The organism is Paenarthrobacter sp. NPDC058040 (assembly GCF_042885775.1).
In the GTDB taxonomy this organism is placed as follows: Bacteria; Actinomycetota; Actinomycetes; order Actinomycetales; family Micrococcaceae; genus Arthrobacter.
In genome coordinates this window covers 165,918-183,433 of sequence record NZ_JBHVRN010000012.1, presented here as the reverse complement: position 1 = coordinate 183,433, position 17,516 = coordinate 165,918, and the positions used below count along the sequence as shown (strand labels likewise).

The window sequence follows — 17,516 nt, the reverse complement described above, 5'->3', positions numbered from 1 at the left end:
CGGATACCCAGTTGGGAACCCCAGCGCGAAGCGCTCCTCTTCGCCGAACGCTTCGTTGAGTTCGCTCGTTCACACGACGCCGATGCGGCCTCCACGGCCATGAAGCAGCTCCTCGAACACACCCAACGCGCCGTCCACAACTATCTCGACGTCGGCGTCAGGCAAAGACCGCTTCCTGTTTGATGTTGCCTTGCGCAGGCGCCGGGGAACCCGCACTCCCGGGTTGCTCGCAGTGGCCGCATATCCCGCTGCCCAGCTCCAAAGTCAGGGCGTGCAACGGCGGCTCATGACCACTGAAACCCTCCCAGGTAATGAAGGTTTCAGTGGTCGCAACTGTGCCCTCCCGGCGGTGTTGAGCTTCTGAATGCGAGAACTGAGGCAGACGGAAATCTGACCCAGGTTGGGGCCCACTTACATGCGAATTGCTGAAGGGGAAGCTCCTGAGCTGATCAGCCCTTAGGCATCCAGTTCCAAAGTCAGGGCATGTTTGCTCAGTTGTTCGCAGCCGCGGTCGGTGACCAAAATCGGCTCACCGACCATGATCGCTACCGGCCCTGATTCCAGATGCACCGTGTGCCGGTAAAACGGAAAGAAAACAAAGTTCTGTTCAAAGATGTGTGGATCGTGTTCTTTGATTCGGAGGTTGTCCACCCAGGTGGGAGCGAATCCAGTACCGGTCCCGTATCCCAAGTGCTGGCCGGGTTCCCACATGCCGGCAAGCTCGAGGACAGAATTGACCCGCTGGGCCATCTCGCGGACGGGGACGCCTGGCGCGGCGTGTTCCATGCCAACCAGATGGGCCTCCGTAAGAACCTCGTAGGCTTCACGAACTTCTGCAGGCGCGTCTCCGATCCACTTGGACTGGACGCCGGCGGCGTGATAACGGCGATAGCACCCACCCAGCATCAGCTGGACCATCTCTTCCTGATCGATGACGCGATCGCTCGAGGAGGCGTGCGTCCAAGCGAGTGTGCGTGGGCCGCTCGCTACGGGTGGCCAAATAGCGGGCGCCTCTCCCCCGGCGGCAAACATGCCCTGCAATGCTGCCGACATGACATCAAGTTCGCGGTTCCCCGCTTGCATGGCCTGGAACGCCGAGGCATAACCGGCGTCCAAGATTGAAGCTGCTTTCCGGACGTATTCAACCTCTGCAAGAGACTTGCGAAGCCGCAGCTCGGCCACCAGGTCCGATGCGTCGACGAGCTCACACCGGCCGTTGAGCTGTTCGCGGAGCCGTTCGAAGTAGTACGCAAGCAACGCATGGCTTCGCAGCTCAATTCCAATGCGCTTCCCGCTGTCGAGCAAACCCATCCTTGCCAGCGTTTGCACTGTGATCTCGGCGGCGTCGCTGAGTGAGTCGTCGGTCCAGTTGACGATGTCATCGACGAACGGCAGCCCGTCGATGAGCTCATTGTCAATCGTGCGGCAGACAACAGTGATATCTCGACCGTCTGCTGGCAGGATCGCAGTCTGGTAAATCCAGTAGCCCAGCTGGTCGTAGCCGAAGAGGTAATGCATGCTCTCCTGATGAAACATGAGAATTGCATCCAGAGACTGGTCCCCGAGGGACTCGCGTGTCCTGTTCAGCCGCGCACTGTACTCCGTCACCGCGAACGGCAGTTCGGAGCCAAGGACACCAATACGGTCATTGGGTAAGTGAAGTTCGGAGCCGAGAACCCCGAGTTGGTCGTTGGGCATGGGTTGAGCCTTATCTTCCTGAGTTGAGCATGATTTCGTTGGGCGACTCTCGCTACTTGATCGCCTTGAAGTGCGGTCGTAACAGTCAAGTCGTAATGCTAGGTTCTACAATGCAAGCTAGAATACTAGGTGGAACCTGTCAATCATGGACAGGGCGTTGGGAAGCCCGTTCGGGACTCTGCGTTTGTTGAGTCCTGGACGCGGGCCTAGGTGCCAATTCACCGCCTCACTCCAGCCAGACGCTGACCTTGGCCTCCATGTGCAAGGCAACCCTCCCCCGGCCGTCATCGAGCCAGACCCAGAAAATTGACGCGTCCCCGGAGACCACATCGATGCTTCCTGTTGCCGCAATCTCGTTTTCTCGCTGAACTCTCACGCGGTCGCCGGCGTTGAGCCAAATCCAGTCATCCGTCGTCAGAGCCGTCCCCCTCAGGGGCCGTGCGATGGGGTTGCCGTAGATTTCGCGGTGCCAGACCGTAGCCGGCACGTGCGAGGGCGTCATGAAATCCATCTCCGGCTCCTTATCAGCCGCGGCTCGCGGCGGGGCTCGGGGATTTCGTCGACGTTGATGCCGACCATGGCTTCGCCGAGGCCGCGGGAGACCTTGGCTATCACGTCAGGATCGTCGTAATAGGCAGTGGCCTTGACGACGGCGGCCGCGCGCTGGGCCGGGTTGCCGGACTTGAAGATGCCGGAGCCGACGAACACGCCATCAGCGCCGAGCTGCATCATCATCGCAGCATCAGCCGGGGTCGCGATGCCACCAGCGGTGAACAGCACCACCGGGAGCTTGCCCGTCGCGGCGACTTCCTTCACCAGCTCGTACGGGGCCTGCAGCTCCTTGGCCGCGACGTACAGCTCGTCCTCGGGCAGGGACGACAGCTTCGCGATCTCGGCACGGATCTTGCGCATGTGACCGGTCGCGTTCGAGACATCGCCGGTACCGGCTTCGCCCTTGGAACGGATCATCGCAGCACCCTCGTTGATGCGGCGCAGGGCCTCACCCAGGTTGGTGGCACCACAAACGAACGGAACAGTGAAGTTCCACTTGTCGATGTGGTTGATGTAGTCCGCCGGGGTCAGCACCTCGGACTCGTCGATGTAGTCAACACCGAGGGACTGCAGGACCTGGGCTTCGACGAAGTGGCCGATCCGGGCCTTGGCCATCACGGGGATGGACACCGCGGCGATGATCTGATCGATCATGTCAGGATCGGACATGCGGGACACGCCACCCTGGGCGCGGATATCAGCCGGGACACGCTCAAGCGCCATCACGGCCACGGCACCGGCATCTTCGGCGATGCGGGCCTGCTCGACGTTAACGACGTCCATGATGACGCCGTACTGCAACTCCCTCGCTTTGTCCCTTCGGGATTTGGTGAGGGTCGCGACGCCGCCGCGAACAATGGTGAGCTCAGTCATGACAAAGACCTTCGAAGCCGGACGACTACCCGGCGGCGATAAGACAACAAGCCCGGTTTTGGAAAATAGACCATTGACATGTGATCTCACAGTTTTACTATTTAATCAAGAGCGACGACGCTCTCACGGTTCCCACTCGAACCGCATTGGACATAGATCTGGAAGGGCAAGACCATGTGGGATGACGCTGAAATTGTCGAGGCGTGGAACCGTGCCGGAAACCACACACCGAACCATCGCTTGAACCTCTACGCGCACGCGCTCACGGCACATTGCCCTGTGGGGGCCTACCACGTCCTAAGCGACGACCAAGAGGACCAAGCCATTCTGGCAATGTTTCGGGTCGACCGCCCGAAGGCGACAATTGCGGATCTGCACCAGATTCCACCACTAGCACTCTCCACCTACCACCAGATGCTCCACGACCTGGCACGAGTAGGACTCGGGCCTTCCGCATTGCGTGCGATCGAACCGCTCCTGCGGTGAGCCGCGGACTACCGCCACGGAATCTGGCTGCCCGTCAGCGATTGGCCGACGCTTTGAGAGTCCCCCTGACCCGCCAAACCAGAAAATGTTCAAAGACAAAGAAAACGAGGTTCAATCGTGAATCGAAAACCCTCCCGCTCCCGGGCAGACCTCGCAATGGCGGAAACAGGCGAGCACGCTCCCACCAGCGGATGGTGGCGGCCCAACGCAGACTCACACCCCTCCCGCTACATACAGCGCGGAGACATCATGCCGTCACTCGAAAACACCCGCACGCTCTGGACCCTTGACCCTGAATTACCACGTTTCGACTCTTGCAAGTCCTGAAGATCCGCGTTGTTCACTGAGCTGCGCATCCGCTGCTCGCCTAGCCGGCTGGAGGCGTTTCGTCCCGAATCATCCATAAGCTCTTCTGTGTACGGCATCCCGAGTGGCCAGAAGCATCCTTGGCGGCGACTCCTAAGTCTCCATACCCAGATATCGGTATACGGTCGCCGGCTTGCCCCGATGATCTTGCCGATATCGGCTGGCGGTAACCCTCGGGCTTTCAATTCCTTGGCTCGCTTGACCTTTCGGTCGTCTGAGGTCACCTGCCTCCTGCCGGCCTTTCGTCCGTTTGCGGCCGCCACAGCCATTCCGGCCCTGGTGCGTTCGGAAAGTTGGTCGCGTTCGAGTTGAGCGAAGGCGGAGATTATGGTCACCATGGCCTGGGCCATGGCTCCCCCAACCTCACTGTCAGGATCCGTCGCAATGCCATCGCGCGGGGAACTGAATTTGATGCCACGCGCTTTGAAGTCATCCAACAGCTCCAAGAGGTGCCGGGTGCTGCGCCCCAGCCGATCAAGCTTCCACACAACGACTTCATCGCCCCGGCCGGGCCGATCGAGCAGTTTATCCAGCTCTGGCCGCTTTACACGGGTTCCGCTGACACCGCGATCCTGATATTTCCGCTCGAACCCTGCGGCTTCAAGTCCGCGAAGCTGCAGATCTGAGTTCTGGTCTGCCAGGCTCACCCGTCCTTCAACTTGCCGCCCAAATCCCGCGCACTCAGCTGCTCATCACGGAAACGGGCCAAATCGCGCGGGGCGAGCCAGCCGCCAGCGGAATACACATCACGGAAACGACCGGACACCCTGATAGTGGCACCAAAGCCCTTCCCCACCCCCAACCGCCTCCGGTAACCCAAAGTGCGCTCCCGGCACCTTTGGCCATAGTCTGACTTCATGGGGACGAATACGTTGAACTCAGGTGGTCAGCTCGACAAGCAGTACCGCATTCTTGAAGCGGCAATGGAGCTGCTGTCCCTGCACGGCATCTCCGGCGTGAGCATGCGTGCCGTGGCCCGCGAAGCCGGCGTTGCGCTGGGCTTGGTCAACTATTACTACGACGACAAGACGAGCCTCATCCGGGCCGCGCTCAGCCGCGTGGACGAGCACGACCTCCTGCTCGTCGCGACGGACCCGGGCACGGACCCCGAGGAGCAACTTCGCAAGGCCCTCCGCAGGGTGGCCGGCGCCGACTTGCTGACTACCCGGTACCTTTCCCTGCGCTTGCACCTCTGGGCCCTCGCCCAGGCCGACGAAGGCTACGCCGAAATCAACGCCGCCGCCTTCGACCGGTACCTGGATGGCCTTGCCACGCTGATCTCCAACGCCAAGACCGAACTCTCCTGGGCCGAGTGCCGGGACCGCGCGGCCGACATCGTGGTGATCCAGAACGGCATGTGGCTGACGTCCCTCCTGGGGATCGACAAAGAGGCCATCCAGCGCAGCATCGCGCGCACGGAGGACATCGCCTTCGCTCCGCAGCGGGAGGCCGCGCGCGACGCCACGTAACACAGGTCACTAAGACGCGTATTGATATATCTCTCGTCAAAACCCTTGAACGATCGTTCAAAGTGCCTTAGTGTGGTTCTATGACGTACACCACACGAATAACTGGCTGCTAGCACAGCCAACGTTCCAAGCCACTGTCGAGTCGGGTTAGACACTCGCCGAAGCAGCGCCGCGCCGTACACCGAAACACCCACGAACCAGAAGCGTCGTTCCAGGCGCAGCTTTGCCATGCCCAAACGCGGGACGTGCAGGACTTCACCGCCCACCGCCCAGGCGTCCACCCCGGGCTTTGGCACCCATTACCGAGGGAGAACCATGTCAACAACAGCATCCACGCTCTTCATCAACGGCTCATGGGAGGCGGCTGCCTCCGGTGCCGCACGGGAGATCCGCAATCCGGCCGACGGTGAAGTGGTCGCCACGGTGTCCGAAGGCGGCAAGGAAGACGCCGAACGCGCCATTGCCGCGGCCCGTGCGGCCTTCGACTCCGGTGTCTGGTCAGGAACACCCGCACCGGAACGCGGAACTTTCCTGCTGAAAGTCGCAGCCGGCCTTCGGGAGCACCGCGAAAAATTTGCCCGCGCCGAGTCGCTGGACACGGGAAAGCGGATCGTGGAGAGCCGCATTGACATTGACGACATCGCTGCCTGCTTCGAGTACTTCGGCAGGCTCGCGGGCCAGCAGCCGGGCCGTGTGGTGGACGCCGGGAATCCCGACGTCGTCAGCAGGATTGTCTATGAGCCCGTAGGCGTGTGCGGCCTCATCACACCGTGGAACTACCCCCTGCTCCAGGCCGCCTGGAAGATCGCTCCGGCGTTGGCGGCCGGATGCACGTTCGTCCTCAAGCCGGCCGAGCTGACCCCGTCCACCAGCATCCTGTGCATGCAGCTCATGAAGGACCTGGGCCTGCCCGACGGCGTCGCGAACCTCGTCACCGGACCCGGCCGCAAGGTGGGCGCACCGCTGACGGAACATCCCGACGTCGACCTCGTCTCCTTCACCGGCGGCCTGGAAACCGGCAAGAGCATCGCCGCCGCCGCCTCCGCGACAGTCAAGAAAGTCGCGCTTGAACTGGGCGGCAAGAACCCCAACGTTGTCTTCGCTGACGCGCACTTCGATGCCGCCGTCGACAACGCCCTCAACGGCGCCTTCCTCCACTCGGGCCAGGTCTGCTCGGCAGGTGCCCGGCTGGTGGTGGAGGAATCCATCGCCGAGCGTTTCGTCGAGGAGTTGGTGCGCCGCGCCGAAGCCATCCAGCTGGGCGGCCCGTTCGACGAGGACGCCGAAACCGGCCCACTGATCTCCGCTGATCACCGGGACAAAGTCAACGAGTACGTCCAGCGCGGCATCGCGGAAGGCGCCCGGCTGCGGACCGGCGGAGCTGCACCGGAGGGTGAAAAGTACGACGCCGGTTTCTACTACCAGCCGACCATCCTGGACCGCGTCACCCGGGGAATGTCCGTGGTTACCGATGAGGCATTCGGCCCGGTGGTGACGGTGGAGACCTTCCGTACCGAGGACGAGGCCGTGGCGATTGCCAACGACACCATCTACGGACTGGCCGGAGCAGTCTGGACGCAGGACGCCGGAAAGGCCCAGCGCGTGGCAGGCAGGCTGCGCCACGGCACCATCTGGATCAACGACTACCACCCCTATCTTCCACAGGCCGAATGGGGCGGCTTCGGCCAATCCGGAGTGGGCCGGGAGCTCGGCCCCACCGGCCTGGCGGAGTACCAGGAAGCCAAGCACATCTACCAGAACACCAACCCGCAGGTGACCGGCTGGTTCGCTGACCACAGCAAGGAGAACTAGAGATGCACTTCGATAACATCGATAACCTCGGCGACCGCTCGTTCGACTACATCGTGATCGGCGGCGGGTCCGCCGGTGCCGCCGTAGCCGCGCGGTTGAGCGAGGATACGGACGTCACGGTGGCCCTCGTCGAAGCGGGCCCGGATGACCGCAACCTGCCCGAGATCCTGCAACTGGATCGTTGGATGGAACTGCTCGAATCCGGCTACGACTGGGACTACCCGATCGAACCGCAGGAAAACGGCAACTCCTTCATGCGCCACGCCCGTGCCAAGGTCATGGGCGGCTGTTCCAGCCACAATTCCTGCATCGCCTTCTGGGCTCCTCGCGAGGACCTGGATGAGTGGGAATCCAAGTATGGGGCCACCGGGTGGAACGCCGACGCCGCCTGGCCCCTGTACAAGCGGCTGGAAACCAACGAAGACGCCGGCCCCGACGCTCCGCACCACGGAGATTCGGGTCCCGTGCACCTCATGAACGTGCCCCCCGCCGATCCCGCCGGCGTCGCACTCCTGGACGCGTGCGAGCAGTCGGGCATCCCCCGGGCCTCGTTCAACACGGGCACAACGGTGGTCAACGGAGCCAACTTCTTCCAGATCAACCGCCGCGCGGACGGCACGCGGTCCTCCAGTTCGGTGTCCTACATCCACCCCATCATCGAGCGGCCGAACTTCACGCTCCTGACCGGCTTGCGGGCCCGTAACCTGGTGTTCGACGCGGACAAGCGCTGCACCGGCGTCGATGTTGTTGATTCAGCGTTCGGCCGCACCCACCGGCTCTCGGTGAACCACGAGGTGATCCTGTCCACCGGCGCGATCGACTCCCCCAAGCTGCTCATGCTCTCCGGAATCGGCCCTGCCGCACACCTTGCGGAGCACGGCATCGAAGCCTTGGTGGACTCTCCAGGCGTGGGCGAAAACCTGCAGGACCACCCTGAGGGCGTGGTTCAGTTCGAGGCGAAGCAGCCCATGGTGCAGTCCTCCACCCAATGGTGGGAGATCGGAATTTTCACACCCACCGAGGACGGCCTGGACCGGCCGGACCTGATGATGCATTACGGCTCTGTCCCGTTCGACATGAACACCCTCCGCCACGGCTACCCCACCACGGAAAACGGCTTCAGCCTCACTCCAAACGTCACGCATGCCCGTTCACGCGGCACAGTCAGGCTCCGCAGCCGCGACTTCCGCGACAAGCCGATGGTGGATCCCCGCTACTTCACGGATCCCGAAGGCCACGATATGCGCGTCATGGTTGCCGGTATCCGCAAGGCCCGGGAGATCGCCGCGCAGCCGGCCATGGCCGAGTGGACCGGGCGGGAGCTTTCACCCGGCATCGAGGCACAGACGGACGAAGAGTTGAGGGAGTACATCCGCAAGACCCACAACACGGTCTACCACCCGGTGGGCACCGTGCGGATGGGCGCGTACGACGACGACATGTCACCTTTGGATCCCGCGTTGCGGGTCAAAGGCGTCACCGGACTCCGGGTCGCCGATGCGTCCGTCATGCCGGAGCACGTCACCGTGAACCCGAACATCACCGTCATGATGATCGGCGAGCGCTGCGCCGATCTGATCAAGGCTGCACGTGGCGAGGCCAACGCTGCGGCCGCTACTACCGAAGAGGAGGAATTCACGCCGTCGTACGCCTAGAAGGCCGGCCCTCAGGGCCGCCTTCCATTGGGGGAAGTCACCACACCAATCCTGATTCGCCGCGCCCCAGGGCGGCTGATCCCATCTTGCTTTTCTGATAAGGAGTCCACAATGGAACCCAGCAAGAGTAATGATTCAAGCGGCATGGATGAGTTTGGATATACGCAGACCCTGGACCGCAGCATTGGCAAGTTCGCCAGTTTCGCTGCCGGCGTCAGCTATATCTCGATCCTCACCGGTGTTTTTCAACTTTTCTACTTCGGTTTTTCCATGGCTGGTCCGGCCTATGCGTGGTCTTGGCCAATCGTCTTCGTGGGCCAACTCATGGTGGCGCTCTGTTTCGCTGAGCTTGCCGGGCGCTACCCGGTAGCGGGCTCGGTCTACAACTGGGCCAAGAGGCTGGCATCCGGGACATCGTCCTGGCTGGCAGGTTGGCTCCTGCTTCTCTCTTCCATCATGGCCTTGGGCTCTGTAGCACTGGCGCTGCAGATCACCCTTCCGCAGCTCTGGTCCGGCTTCCAGTTTGTCGGTGACGGAACCGGTCCCTTCGATTTCGCCATGAACGGTGTTGTTCTGGCGACCATCATGATCACCATCTCCACCCTCATCAATGCGTTCGGCGTGAAGCTCATGACGCGCATCAACAGCATCGGCGTCTTCGTTGAGTTGATTGCCGCGGTTCTGCTGATCCTGGCACTGGGTTGGCACGTCGTGCGCGGACCGGAGGTCTTTTTCGAGACCGCCGGCTTCGGCGAAGGCAATGACCTGGGCTTCTTCGGGGTCTTCCTGATCGGCGCCATGGCCTCCGGCTACGTGATGTACGGGTTCGATACGGCAAGCTCCTTGGGCGAGGAGACGAAGGACCCCAAGAAGACGGCTCCAAAGGCGATCATCCGGGCCGTGACGGCGTCGTTCCTGCTGGGCGGACTGATCCTGTTGTTTGGCATCCTGGCCGCTCCGGACCTCACCGATCCCAAGGTGGGGGCAGCCGACGGCGGGCTCCAGCACATCGTCCTCAGCGTCCTGGGCGGTCCGTTCGGCAAGGCGTTCCTGGTCTGCATCGTGGTTGCCGTGGTGGTCTGCACGCTGGCTGTCCACGCTGCTGCGATCCGCATGATGTTCGCCATGGCACGGGACAACAACCTGCCCTTCAGCCGTCAGCTCAGCAAAGTGGACCCGGTGCGCCGGACCCCCACCGTGGCGGCGATCGTCATCGGCGTCATGGCCGTCATCCCGTTGCTCATCAACGTGATGCAGCCGGCCATCTTCACCATCCTGTCCAGCATCAGCATTGTGCTGATCTACATGTCCTACCTGCTGGTGACCGTGCCGCTGCTGCGCAAGCGGTTCCTGAAAAAGTGGCCGCTGGCCAACACGGACGGTTCCGAACCCGGGTTCACCATGGGCAAGTGGGGCCTGCCGGTGAACATCCTTGCCGTGCTGTGGGGTGGCGCCATGACGATCAACCTCATCTGGCCGCGACAGGAGATTTACAACTCCGTTCCGCCCTTTGAGTGGTACCTGCAGTGGGGCGGCGTGATCTTCGTAGCTGCCGTTACCGGTGGCGGCGCGCTGCTGTACCGGCTCAAGATCCGGCACCAGACCGGCGTCCTGGCCGAGCACGCCGCAGCGGTCGCAGCCCACCCGGCATCAGGTGAGGAGCCACAGCCCGCAGGCCAGCCAGCAAACCCGCCCGCCGCCGTCGTGCCTTAGCCAGTGGTGCCTTAACCACAAGTGCCCCGCCCCCAACTGGGTCGCAAAAGTGCGCGTTATGAGCCGTCATAACGCGCACAAATGCTACTTAGTTGGGGCGGGCACTTGCGTGCTGCGGCTTAGGCGAAGTCGGAGACCGCCGGGTCCGGGCCGATGCGGCCTTCGGCGCCGCGGTCCAGGCCGTTGATGGCCTCGACGTCGGCATCGTCCAGCTTCACGGACAGGGCCGCGAAGTTCTCCTGGATGCGGGACTCCGTGACGGACTTGGGGATCACCACGTTGCCGATGGCCAGGTGCCAGGCGATGACCACCTGGGCAGGCGTGGCCTGGTGCTTGGAGGCGATCTGTGCCACCGTCGGGTTCTCCAGCAGCTCGCCGCCCTGGCCCAGCGGGGACCATGCCTGGGTGAGGATGCCCTTGGAAGCATTGAACTCACGCAGCTCGGACTGGTTGAAGAACGGGTGCAGCTCAATCTGGTTGATGGCCGGGACGACGCCGGTCTCATCGATGATGCGCTGCAGGCCTTCGGTGGTGAAGTTGGAAACACCGATGGACTTGACGCGGCCACGCTTCTGGAGCTCGATCAGGGCCTTCCAGGTGTCCACGTACTTGTCCTGCTTGGGCTGCTGCCAGTGGATGAGGTACAGGTCCAGTGTTTCGAGGCCCAAACGGTCCAGGGACTTTTCGAAAGCTTCGAGGGTTGACTCGTAGCCCTGGTCAGCGTTCCACAGCTTGGTGGTGATGAAGATGTCCTCGGCGGAGAGGCCGGAGGAGGCAATGGCACGGCCGACGCCGGACTCGTTGCCGTAGATCTTGGCGGTATCGATGTGCCGGAAGCCGGCTTCGAATGCCTGGCGGACCACCTTTTCGGCTACATCGTCTTCAACCTGCCACACCCCGTAGCCGAGCTGGGGAATGGTGTTGCCGTCGTTGAAAGTAAGTGTTGGTGAGGAAGTCATGTGTGCCATCCTGCCAGCATGAAGTTGCTCGAAGCACCAAATATTACGCAGATCAGCTATCCGCTTAACTTGTTGCTTAGCTGGAATAACAGCTAACGCCGGTAATTGCGCACGCTAGCTAACTAGTACCCAAGCAAGCGTTCGGCGTCCTCTACCTGCTCAAACACCGCGTCCGCACGCCGCTGGACGGACAAGGCACCAACAGGAACAGGGCCCACCGCCAGCCGCAACATGGCTGCGGCTTCCGCGGTGGTTGCCAAGGAGTTCCCCGCTTTGGACAACGCCCGGTGCACGCCCGCCAAGGCGCCGGGTACGTCCAAGCCATCGCTGGGCGCACGTTTCTGGGCCTCGACGCAGATGGTCCTTACGCGCGGAAGCAGCTCCGCGAGCTCGTTGGCGATCTGGACCAACTCGTTGTACAGCTGCTCGTCGTCAACGCCCTCAAGCACTTGGTGGTACCTGTCCAAGCCACGGTGGAAACGGTCGTGGGCGCGGCGCCACAGGCCCTTGCCGAGCTCAAGATCGTCTTTCCGTCCCTGCCGGACGGCACCAAAGAAACCCACGGACAGGCTCAGAGGTACTGGCCCGGGCCGTGGTCGGGATCCTCGGCCTGCCCCGGAGACACCACTCCCGGAGCACCTGGCGCCTTGGCACGCTGCGGCTGGCCGTTCTCGCCGATGACGATGCCAGGTGCGATCATGGTTCCGGGCGGAAGTTGGCGCAGTTGGTGTTGTGCAGCGGCATGGTCGCGGGCAGCCTGCTGGGCAGCGATCGCGGCCTGGATTCCGTGGAAAAGACCCTCAAGCCAACCAACCAGCTGGGCTTGGGCGATGCGGAGTTCTGCGTCCGAAGGCGCTTTGTCCTCGGGGAAGGGCAAGCTGATGCGTTCCAGCTCTTCGATGAGCTCCGGCGCCAAGCCGTCTTCCAGTTCCTTGATGGACCGCTCGTGGATCTCTGCCAGACGACCACGCGCCGCGTCATCCAAGGGCGCGCTCTTCACTTCCTCAAGGAGCTGCCGGATCATGGTCCCGATCCGCATCACCTTGGCAGGTTCATCCACGAGTTCCTGAAGATTGCTGCCCTTGGGCTTGTCCTTGTCCGCATCCTGGGACGCTGCAACATCCTTGTCAGAAGCGCCGTTCAGAGGCGTGCCTTCCACCGGGGTTCCTTCCACGGGCTGCTCGTCCGAAGCCTCATCCTTGGGCTGAATGTCGTTCAGATCGCTCATGCGATTCATACTCTCACGCCCAGGCAGGTCCGCCGGGGCGTGGGCCAGGATTTGGACTTCGTTCGTAGCGAAACTCCCGGTTTGCTCAGCAGCAGCGTCCTTGGGGGTTGTTGTCCTGCCGGTCCATCCGGTCCCGCCAAAACTCACGTTCGGTCATGGCGGGTCCCGTATGGGCGCTTGCAGTGTGATGGTCCAGGTACTTCTGGTAGGCATCGGCTCCCATCACGGCCTTGATGTATCCGGCGAACCCGCTGATTCCTTTGGCCAAGGCGTTCATCACTGGTGCCTGGCCTTCTCCAGCCGCTTCTCCGGCGGCAGGGCGTTCCATTCCGCGAGCAGTTCCTTCTCGGCAGTGGTCGGGACCAGCCCAGCCGGAGCGAACACCTTGGACGGTACCGCCGGATCCTCGTGGTCCGTGCCCCCGCCGGCCCGGAATGCCCGGACGGTGGCAACAATGGCGGCGATGATCACGATGATGCTCAGCGTCACGAAGATCACCGAGAGTACGCCCTGGATCATGGTGTTACGGACCACGGCTTCCATGGCCTCAACGGTCTTGGCCGTTCCGAACGACGTCTTCCCGTCGGCCAGCGCCTTGCTGAAGGCCGCATTGTTGGCGAAGTAGCCCACTGCGGGCACAGTCGAGAAGATCTTGTGGAAGCTTGCGGTAATAGTCACGACGGCGGCAAAGGCCAGCGGGAGCGCGACGATCCACAGGAACTTGAAGGACCCCCGCTTCGCGGCAATGGCCATGCACACGGCGAGGGCAATCGCGGCCAGGAGCTGGTTGGCGATGCCGAAAAGCGGGAACAACGTGTTGATGCCGCCCAGCGGATCCGTGACGCCCATCAGGAGCACGGCGCCCCAAGCCGCCACCATGATCGCGGTGCACAGCCACGCGCCCGGACGCCACGAGGCTTCCTTGAACTTGGGGACGAAGTTGCCGATCGAATCCTGCAGCATGAAGCGGGCAACACGGGTTCCGGCGTCAACGGCTGTCAGGATGAAAAGGGCCTCGAACATGATGGCGAAGTGGTACCAGAAGGCCATCATCCCCGGCCCGCCAATGAACTGCTGCATGATGTGGGCCAGGCCGACAGCCAGCGTGGGAGCGCCGCCCGAGCGGGAGATGATGCTCTCCTCCCCCACGTCCTTGGCCGTCTGCGCCAGCACGTCCGGGGTGATGTTCACGTTGGCCAGGCCCAGGCTGTTGACCCACTGGGCGGCCGACTCAACCGTGCCACCAGTAAGCGCGAGGGGTGCGTTCATGGCGAAGTAGATGCCCCGGTCGATCGAGATCGCAGCGACGAGCGCCATGATCGCGACGAACGATTCCATGAGCATCCCGCCGTAGCCGATGAAGCGGGTCTGGCGTTCCTTCTCGATCAGTTTCGGCGTGGTGCCGGATGAGATGAGCGCGTGGAACCCGGACAGGGCACCACAGGCGATGGTCACGAACAGGAACGGGAACAGCGCACCGGAGAACACGGGGCCGTTCTCGCGGCCGGCGAACTCGCTGAAGGCAGGGACGTTGATTTCCGGGCGCACGACGATGATTGCCACGGCGAGCATCACGATCACGCCGATCTTCATGAACGTGGAAAGGTAGTCGCGCGGAGCGAGCAGCAGCCACACGGGCAGGATCGCGGCGATGAAGCCGTAGATGATGATGCCCCAGGCGATCGTCACCTTGTCCAGGTGGAAGAAGGCTGCACCCCACTCCGTGCCTGCCACGGCGCCACCGCCAATGATGGCCGCCATGAGCAGCACGAAACCGATGATTGAGACCTCCATGACCTTCCCAGGACGGAGGTATCGCAGGTATACGCCCATGAACAAGGCAATGGGAATGGTCATGCCGACGGAGAACACACCCCACGGGCTCTCGCCCAGGGCATTGACCACTACGAGGGCGAGGATGGCCACGATGATGATCATGATCAGCAGCGTCGCGACGAGGGCGGCGGTGCCGCAGATAACACCCAGTTCCTCGCGGGCCATCTGCCCGAGCGAACGCCCGCCACGGCGCATGGAGAAGAACATCACCAGATAGTCCTGCACGGCACCGGCAAGTACGACGCCGATAATGATCCAGATAGTGCCCGGGAGGTAGCCCATCTGCGCTGCGATAACCGGCCCCACCAGCGGCCCGGCCCCGGCAATGGCCGCGAAATGGTGGCCAAACAGGACGTTGCGGTCGGTGCGAACGTAGTCCTTGCCATCGGCCTTGTACTCGGCAGGAGTGGCCCGCCTGTCATCCGGCTTGAGGAGGTACCGCTCAATCACCTTGGAATAGAAGCGGTACCCGATCAGGTAGGTACACACAGCGGCAAAGACAAACCAGATGGCGTTGACCGTCTCGCCACGGACCAAAGCCAACATCACCCAGGCAACGCCGCCCAACAGGGCTATCGCCACCCAGAGGGCGATCTTGGCAGGGGTCCATTTCCGCTCCTCGGCGTCGCTGCGTGCCGTGTCCACGGCGGGCGAAGGGAGGGTGGGGTCCAGCCGTTGATCGAGTTCTTGTTCCGGGATGGCGTTCATGTCTCCTCCTTGAGAACGTGTTGCTGCCCTGGCTCTGTTGGGGCACAGGCGGGCGTCACGGGCACGCTAGCAAGGAGGCTTACGGGAACGTGGCACAACCCACCGCCAACCTTGGATGGCTGCGACGAGCGGTGGCGGTGTTGCGACGAGCGGGCGGATCCGTTGCGCCGCGTTTTCCCCTAAGCGGCCCGCCGGGGGCCGTGCTCAGTCCCCCGCACGCTCCTGGGCCTGCACCATCCGCGCCTCGCAAAGGTCCAGCCATCGAACTTCCGCCTCGGCCTGGAAGATCAGGGAATCAAGGACCAACAGCCAGGCCGTGTCGGCAGAGCGTTGGTTCGGCGGAACGGCCTTTCGAGCCTGGGTGTGTTCCTGCAAGGCCCGGACGGAGACGTCCCGCTGCGCCTGGATCACCGCCGATGCGTCCACACCCGGCAGCGTCACGGCGAGTGCCAGTTTGATGGCGATCTCGTTGCGCGGCGGGTTGCCGCGGTCAACCGCCCCGTCGAACCAGGCCTCGACTTCGGCGACCCCCGCGTCAGTGATGCTGTACACCACGTGGCCGCCGCCGTCGTCGCCGTCGTTACTGACCAAGCCGTCCCGCTCAAGGCGGTCCAGCGTGGTGTAAACCTGGCCGATGTTCAGCGGCCAGGCAGCGCCTGTACGGTCCTCGAATTCGACGCGCAACTCATAGCCATACCGGGGCTGGTCCTGGAGCAGGGCCAGGAGGCTGTGCCGGATGGACATAAAGCTCCTTGATGTTGAGGGAAACCGATCAGAGCAGGAGCAGGACCTTGCCTACGTGTTCGCCCGAGTCGAAGTATTCGTGGGCTTCGCTGACGCGGTCCAGTGGGAAGGACTTGGCCACGAGGGGTTTGATCCGGCCGTCGGCGAGCATGGGCCAAAGCACCTCGCGCACGGCGGACATGATGACGCCTTTCTCGGCCACGGGGCGCGGGCGGAGTGCCGTGCCGATCACGGCGGCCCGCTTGCTGACCAACTGGCCCAGATTGATCTCGGCTTTGGTTCCGCCTTGGAGGCCGATGATGATCAGGCGACCGTATTCAGCGAGCGCGTCTACGTTCTGCTGCAGGTATTTGGCCCCAACGACGTCGAGGATCACGTCGGCGCCTTTGCCGCCGTTTTGTGCCTTGAGGCTTTCGACGAAGTCTTCTTCGGCATAGTTGATGGCGATGTCGGCGCCAAGGAACGCCTTGGCGGTACCGACCTTCTCGTCGGTGCCGGCGGTGGTTGCCACCTTGGCGCCGTAGGCCTTGGCGAGCTGGATGGCCATGGTTCCGATACCACCCGTGGCGCCGTGGATGAGAACCGTCTCGCCCGGTTGGAGTTGGGCCGTCATGATGAGGTTCGAGTAGACGGTCGCTGCTACTTCCGGCAGCGCCGCAGCGGTAACCAGGTCCACGCCGTCGGGAAGCCGCAGGACCTGCTCCGCCGGTACCGCAACCTGTTGCGCGTAACCGCCGCCGGACAGGAGGGCAACCACCTTGTCGCCGAGGGAGAAGGCCTTGGTCACACCAGGGCCAAATCCGGCGATACGGCCCGATACTTCGAGGCCGGGGACCTCCGAGGCACCGGGGGGCGGTGGGTAGAAGCCGCGGCGCTGCTGGACGTCGGCGCGGTTCAGCCCGGCGGCCACGACGTCGATCAGCACCTCGCCCTCGCCAGGCACGGGAGATGGTACTTCCCTGACGTCGAGGACTTCGGGCCCGCCCGGCTGGGAAATATAGACGGCTTTCATGACGGACTCCCGGATTCTTGCTGGCACTTCCTGGCCCGGGGCCGGGACTGGAAGCACGTGATGTTTTGGTACAGCCAACTCCCTATGAAACACTACTAGGCAGGGAAGGTTGTCCGAGCGGCCTAAGGAGCTGGTCTTGAAAACCAGTGTGCGGTAACCCCGTACCAAGGGTTCAAATCCCTTACCTTCCGCCAGGTTGAAACCCCCGGTAAGCGAAAGCTTGCCGGGGGTTTCGGTTTTCTCCCGGTCTTTGCCCCGCCGTCGCCAATTTTTCGGACCCTTTGCGCCGTTTCCTAGCCCGGCGCTCCACATCATTCGCCTTTTTGGCACACACAAGCCGCCAGGCGCTAACCCACGTTCCCTTGATAGCCCGCAACGCGATTTTGTTTCGCGACGGCGTCATGA

General features: G+C 62.9%; 17 protein-coding genes and 1 tRNA gene. 7 read left to right on the top strand and 11 right to left on the bottom strand.

Annotated features, from left to right (window positions below; translation table 11 throughout):
* Positions 1–183: hypothetical protein (locus ACFVSJ_RS17820; protein WP_387438271.1), on the top strand; the 183-nt coding region annotated here is incomplete at its 5' end.
* Between the two features lie 273 nt (positions 184–456).
* Here ACFVSJ_RS17820 and ACFVSJ_RS17815 read toward each other — a convergent pair.
* The 3 genes from ACFVSJ_RS17815 to pdxS all read right to left on the bottom strand — a co-directional run bounded on the left by ACFVSJ_RS17815 (position 457) and on the right by pdxS (position 3,123).
* Entirely contained in the window at positions 457–1,698 is a 1,242-nt protein-coding gene (locus tag ACFVSJ_RS17815; protein ID WP_387438270.1) for a M24 family metallopeptidase, read from the bottom strand.
* Positions 1,699–1,924: 226 nt separating this feature from the next.
* Positions 1,925–2,209 (bottom strand): hypothetical protein, encoded by a 285-nt coding sequence (locus ACFVSJ_RS17810; protein ID WP_387438269.1) that lies wholly within the window; start codon positions 2,207–2,209, stop codon positions 1,925–1,927.
* The gene (pdxS, locus tag ACFVSJ_RS17805) at positions 2,197–3,123 is read right to left on the bottom strand and encodes a pyridoxal 5'-phosphate synthase lyase subunit PdxS (protein ID WP_387438268.1); all 927 of its coding nucleotides are present in this window, start codon (positions 3,121–3,123) and stop codon (positions 2,197–2,199) included. The genes ACFVSJ_RS17810 and pdxS overlap by 13 nt, the downstream gene beginning before the upstream one ends.
* Positions 3,124–3,297: 174 nt before the next feature.
* Between pdxS and ACFVSJ_RS17800 the strand changes: the two genes are divergently transcribed.
* Entirely contained in the window at positions 3,298–3,609 is a 312-nt protein-coding gene (locus ACFVSJ_RS17800; RefSeq protein ID WP_387438267.1) for a hypothetical protein, read from the top strand.
* Positions 3,610–3,836: 227 nt separating this feature from the next.
* On the opposite strand, the gene ACFVSJ_RS17795 is transcribed toward ACFVSJ_RS17800, so the two are convergent.
* A complete protein-coding gene (locus tag ACFVSJ_RS17795; RefSeq protein ID WP_387438266.1) occupies positions 3,837–4,622 on the bottom strand; it encodes a recombinase family protein in 786 nt (261 codons plus the stop codon).
* Between the two features lie 210 nt (positions 4,623–4,832).
* Between ACFVSJ_RS17795 and ACFVSJ_RS17790 the strand changes: the two genes are divergently transcribed.
* The 4 genes from ACFVSJ_RS17790 to ACFVSJ_RS17775 all read left to right on the top strand — a co-directional run bounded on the left by ACFVSJ_RS17790 (position 4,833) and on the right by ACFVSJ_RS17775 (position 10,624).
* Complete coding sequence (locus tag ACFVSJ_RS17790) at positions 4,833–5,444, top strand: TetR/AcrR family transcriptional regulator (RefSeq protein WP_387438265.1); 612 nt, start codon at positions 4,833–4,835, stop codon at positions 5,442–5,444.
* Positions 5,445–5,759: 315 nt separating this feature from the next.
* On the top strand, positions 5,760–7,256 hold the full coding sequence (locus ACFVSJ_RS17785) for an aldehyde dehydrogenase family protein (protein WP_387438264.1): 1,497 nt from the start codon (positions 5,760–5,762) through the stop codon (positions 7,254–7,256).
* Between the two features lie 2 nt (positions 7,257–7,258).
* Positions 7,259–8,911: a GMC family oxidoreductase gene (locus ACFVSJ_RS17780; RefSeq protein WP_387438263.1), complete on the top strand. Its 1,653-nt coding sequence runs from the start codon at positions 7,259–7,261 to the stop codon at positions 8,909–8,911.
* 111 nt (positions 8,912–9,022) lie between these two features.
* Complete coding sequence (locus tag ACFVSJ_RS17775) at positions 9,023–10,624, top strand: APC family permease (RefSeq protein ID WP_387438262.1); 1,602 nt, start codon at positions 9,023–9,025, stop codon at positions 10,622–10,624.
* 119 nt (positions 10,625–10,743) lie between these two features.
* Here the strand turns inward: ACFVSJ_RS17775 and ACFVSJ_RS17770 are convergent, their stop codons facing one another.
* The 7 genes from ACFVSJ_RS17770 to ACFVSJ_RS17740 form a co-directional block, all read right to left on the bottom strand.
* Positions 10,744–11,583, bottom strand: coding sequence for an aldo/keto reductase (locus tag ACFVSJ_RS17770; RefSeq protein ID WP_387438261.1), 840 nt, complete (start codon positions 11,581–11,583; stop codon positions 10,744–10,746).
* Between the two features lie 122 nt (positions 11,584–11,705).
* Positions 11,706–12,146 (bottom strand): hypothetical protein, encoded by a 441-nt coding sequence (locus tag ACFVSJ_RS17765; protein ID WP_387438260.1) that lies wholly within the window; start codon positions 12,144–12,146, stop codon positions 11,706–11,708.
* A gap of 8 nt (positions 12,147–12,154) precedes the next feature.
* A complete protein-coding gene (locus tag ACFVSJ_RS17760) occupies positions 12,155–12,811 on the bottom strand; it encodes a bacterial proteasome activator family protein (RefSeq protein WP_387438259.1) in 657 nt (218 codons plus the stop codon).
* A gap of 85 nt (positions 12,812–12,896) precedes the next feature.
* Positions 12,897–13,088 carry a YbdD/YjiX family protein gene (locus tag ACFVSJ_RS17755; RefSeq protein WP_387438279.1) on the bottom strand — a complete coding sequence of 64 codons (192 nt, stop codon included), beginning with the start codon at positions 13,086–13,088 and terminating at the stop codon, positions 12,897–12,899.
* Entirely contained in the window at positions 13,088–15,355 is a 2,268-nt protein-coding gene (locus ACFVSJ_RS17750; RefSeq protein WP_387438258.1) for a carbon starvation CstA family protein, read from the bottom strand. Before ACFVSJ_RS17750 ends, ACFVSJ_RS17755 begins: the two co-directional genes overlap by 1 nt.
* Before the next feature lie 204 nt (positions 15,356–15,559).
* Positions 15,560–16,099, bottom strand: a complete 540-nt coding sequence (locus tag ACFVSJ_RS17745; protein ID WP_387438257.1) for a PadR family transcriptional regulator — start codon at positions 16,097–16,099, stop codon at positions 15,560–15,562.
* Between the two features lie 28 nt (positions 16,100–16,127).
* Complete coding sequence (locus tag ACFVSJ_RS17740) at positions 16,128–17,111, bottom strand: NAD(P)H-quinone oxidoreductase (protein ID WP_387438256.1); 984 nt, start codon at positions 17,109–17,111, stop codon at positions 16,128–16,130.
* A gap of 103 nt (positions 17,112–17,214) precedes the next feature.
* Here ACFVSJ_RS17740 and ACFVSJ_RS17735 point away from each other — a divergent pair.
* A tRNA-Ser gene (locus tag ACFVSJ_RS17735) sits at positions 17,215–17,305 on the top strand.
* Positions 17,306–17,516: the final 211 nt, after the last annotated feature.

Bases quoted from the DNA above. Each gene is read 5' to 3' on its own strand.
- ACFVSJ_RS17785 (WP_387438264.1), top strand. From the start codon at position 5,760: ATGTCAACAACAGCATCCACGCTCTTCATCAACGGCTCATGGGAGGCG.
- ACFVSJ_RS17750 (WP_387438258.1), bottom strand. From the start codon at position 15,355: ATGAACGCCATCCCGGAACAAGAACTCGATCAACGGCTGGACCCCACC.
- ACFVSJ_RS17745 (WP_387438257.1), bottom strand. From the start codon at position 16,099: ATGTCCATCCGGCACAGCCTCCTGGCCCTGCTCCAGGACCAGCCCCGG.
- ACFVSJ_RS17775 (WP_387438262.1), top strand. From the start codon at position 9,023: ATGGAACCCAGCAAGAGTAATGATTCAAGCGGCATGGATGAGTTTGGA.
- ACFVSJ_RS17770 (WP_387438261.1), bottom strand. From the start codon at position 11,583: ATGACTTCCTCACCAACACTTACTTTCAACGACGGCAACACCATTCCC.
- ACFVSJ_RS17755 (WP_387438279.1), bottom strand. From the start codon at position 13,088: ATGAACGCCTTGGCCAAAGGAATCAGCGGGTTCGCCGGATACATCAAG.
- ACFVSJ_RS17810 (WP_387438269.1), bottom strand. From the start codon at position 2,209: ATGGATTTCATGACGCCCTCGCACGTGCCGGCTACGGTCTGGCACCGC.
- ACFVSJ_RS17790 (WP_387438265.1), top strand. From the start codon at position 4,833: ATGGGGACGAATACGTTGAACTCAGGTGGTCAGCTCGACAAGCAGTAC.
- ACFVSJ_RS17815 (WP_387438270.1), bottom strand. From the start codon at position 1,698: ATGCCCAACGACCAACTCGGGGTTCTCGGCTCCGAACTTCACTTACCC.
- ACFVSJ_RS17740 (WP_387438256.1), bottom strand. From the start codon at position 17,111: ATGAAAGCCGTCTATATTTCCCAGCCGGGCGGGCCCGAAGTCCTCGAC.
- ACFVSJ_RS17780 (WP_387438263.1), top strand. From the start codon at position 7,259: ATGCACTTCGATAACATCGATAACCTCGGCGACCGCTCGTTCGACTAC.
- pdxS (WP_387438268.1), bottom strand. From the start codon at position 3,123: ATGACTGAGCTCACCATTGTTCGCGGCGGCGTCGCGACCCTCACCAAA.
- ACFVSJ_RS17800 (WP_387438267.1), top strand. From the start codon at position 3,298: ATGTGGGATGACGCTGAAATTGTCGAGGCGTGGAACCGTGCCGGAAAC.
- ACFVSJ_RS17760 (WP_387438259.1), bottom strand. From the start codon at position 12,811: ATGAGCGATCTGAACGACATTCAGCCCAAGGATGAGGCTTCGGACGAG.